The organism is Streptomyces sp. CB02959 (assembly GCF_002803155.1).
In the GTDB taxonomy this organism is placed as follows: Bacteria; Actinomycetota; Actinomycetes; order Streptomycetales; family Streptomycetaceae; genus Streptomyces.
This window is the reverse complement of sequence record NZ_NNBP01000031.1, coordinates 105,152-107,216: the sequence shown is the minus strand read 5'-3', so window position 1 is coordinate 107,216 and position 2,065 is coordinate 105,152. Positions and strand designations below refer to the sequence as shown.

General features: G+C 62.8%; 1 protein-coding gene and 1 pseudogene. Both read left to right on the top strand.

Annotation, left to right across the window (positions count from 1 at the left end; translation table 11 throughout):
* Positions 1–542, top strand: a 542-nt coding sequence (locus CG747_RS47585) for a hypothetical protein (protein ID WP_219621600.1), incomplete at its 5' end; no start/stop codon positions are given.
* A 957-nt stretch (positions 543–1,499) separates the two neighbouring features.
* Positions 1,500–2,065, top strand: a pseudogene (locus tag CG747_RS50140) (AraC family transcriptional regulator); the annotation flags it as partial.

Genomic DNA, 2,065 nt, shown 5'->3' with positions numbered 1-2,065 from the left:
GTGAAAGCCCGAGGCTAGGGGCCATCTCATTCTGGGCAGTTCAAGGACTGTGGGGATGGATCTGGGACGAGATCTCCGGGCCACCCGGGCTGACGGCGTACACACCGGGGCCCACCCCCTGCACACCAACCACGCTTCCCCTCGTACTACAAGCGAAGACCAACGAGGCCATCGTGGTCACCGGCATCAAAGTAAACGTCCTGTCCGCCAAGGCTCTCCCGAAGGAAGGAGAAGAGCCTTCCCATCAGGACAATTGTGCAGTTACTGCACATCAACCTATGTTTGATGTGAATCTTACGCAAACTCCTGCCTCTGTTGCGCCAACGGCCAGAAGGGCCGAACCCGATCGCACAGACTTCCCCTTTACGGTTTCCGCCGACCATCCAAAGCAACTGACACTCAGGATCAACCCTGGAAAGCGCGATGTCCGATTCTCCCTAAAGGTCGAGTGGGTCGCCGACGGTGAGTACGGCAACGCAATTCTCGACAACGGCGTTGATCGCGATCCCCGCAAAGGTCATGGCTACCGCGTAGCAGGGTGAGGCGATCGGCTATGGGACGCACCCCCGCGAGTTGATCGCGAACCTGCGGGTTCATCCCCCAGAATCGGACCATCGCACCCGTGGGTTCGAGTTTAAGGGCCTTCGGTTTCCTTGAATCCGCGGACCTCACGGCCCCGGTGTCCTACCTCTGACCCCAGCCGCAAGGTAGCGAGACGATCATGCGCCCGCCGCGGTGGCGGTCTGCTCGTCGTGTTCGCGCAGCATCCGCATGACGGTGGCCAGGGAGGGGTACTGTCCCTTCTTCGCGCCGGTGGTGATGACGAGTCGCACCTGGGGGCTCTCCGCCCACGAGGCGGTGAAGCCCCCCCCCGCCCCTGACCCCTCGTGGCCGAAGAACCGCGAGCGCTATCACGACCTGCGGGTTTACGAGCGCCGCGGCTGGAGCCACGACGAAGTGATCGACGAGTGGCGCAGCTTCACTCCCCGGCAGCTGAAGATCCTCGAGGCAGGTCAGGAGGCGCCATAGGCGGACGAACCGGCGCTCGCAGACAGGCGCTTGTCTCACCCGCGGAGGGGGCGTGGGCGGGCGGACCGGCCCGCCTCACGGCAGCCGCCGGCATTGATCCCTACCGCGTGGCCCCGGCCTCGCGGGACTCCCGAGGCGAACGACAGATACCGAAAGATCTACCGCGCCCCGCCGCGGCCCCAACATGGCGAACAAACCAGCGTGGGTCCCAAATTCCCGTCCTCGAAGACGAACCAACAATGCGGAGCCCCACACAGCCCGTCGAGATTGCTTCTCAGTGCCACCCTTATGAAGAAGGGTGCCACAAGTGAGCGGACTGTTCGACAGGATGTCCAGTACCGTCGTAGGGTGCCAGGGACATTCAGCACACGATGCCACTTGCGCGGTAATCGATTACACTCCCCGTCTCACTATTCGAAACAACGATGTTTCGTGGTGCAGGAGAAGCGCGAAGGTGGTGCAGGAGAAGCATGAACCTAAGTGGCAAACAGCCGGTCGGCCAGCCGAAGTCGTTGTCGGTCGCGGAGCGCTCGGCGACCTTCGCTGCCGCCATGAATCTGTCTGCTCGCCAAATCGAGGAAACCCCACGGCCTTTTGAAGAGTGGGAAGACGGTCCGTTCGGTCATCTCACGGCTCTGTCCATTCCGCAGCCCCACGCGGCCGGAGGGTTCAAATTCGCCGCGAACGGCCACCTGTTCGACAGCCTCCTGTCGGTCAAGGTCTACTGCGACTCGCTCGCCGGGGTCTCCGGCAGCGGTCAGGAGCAGGACCCGATCGTCGCCGACCTGGTGGCTTCGGGATCGTTGCGGTACTCGGGCAGGCATGGCGAGAGCGTCGTGGAGCCCGGACAAGTGTGCATCCGGGATACCAAGGCGTCCTGGCAGTTCTCGTGTGCTCCGGGAACGCGTATTCGCGTCGTCACCATCCCCCGCCAGGTTTTGGTCTCCCGCGTCGACTCGCTCAGGGTTTTCAACCGGGCGTACGTGGCGGACATGAAGACGCCCGAAGTCCGATTTCTCATGAACTTTCTCGAGAT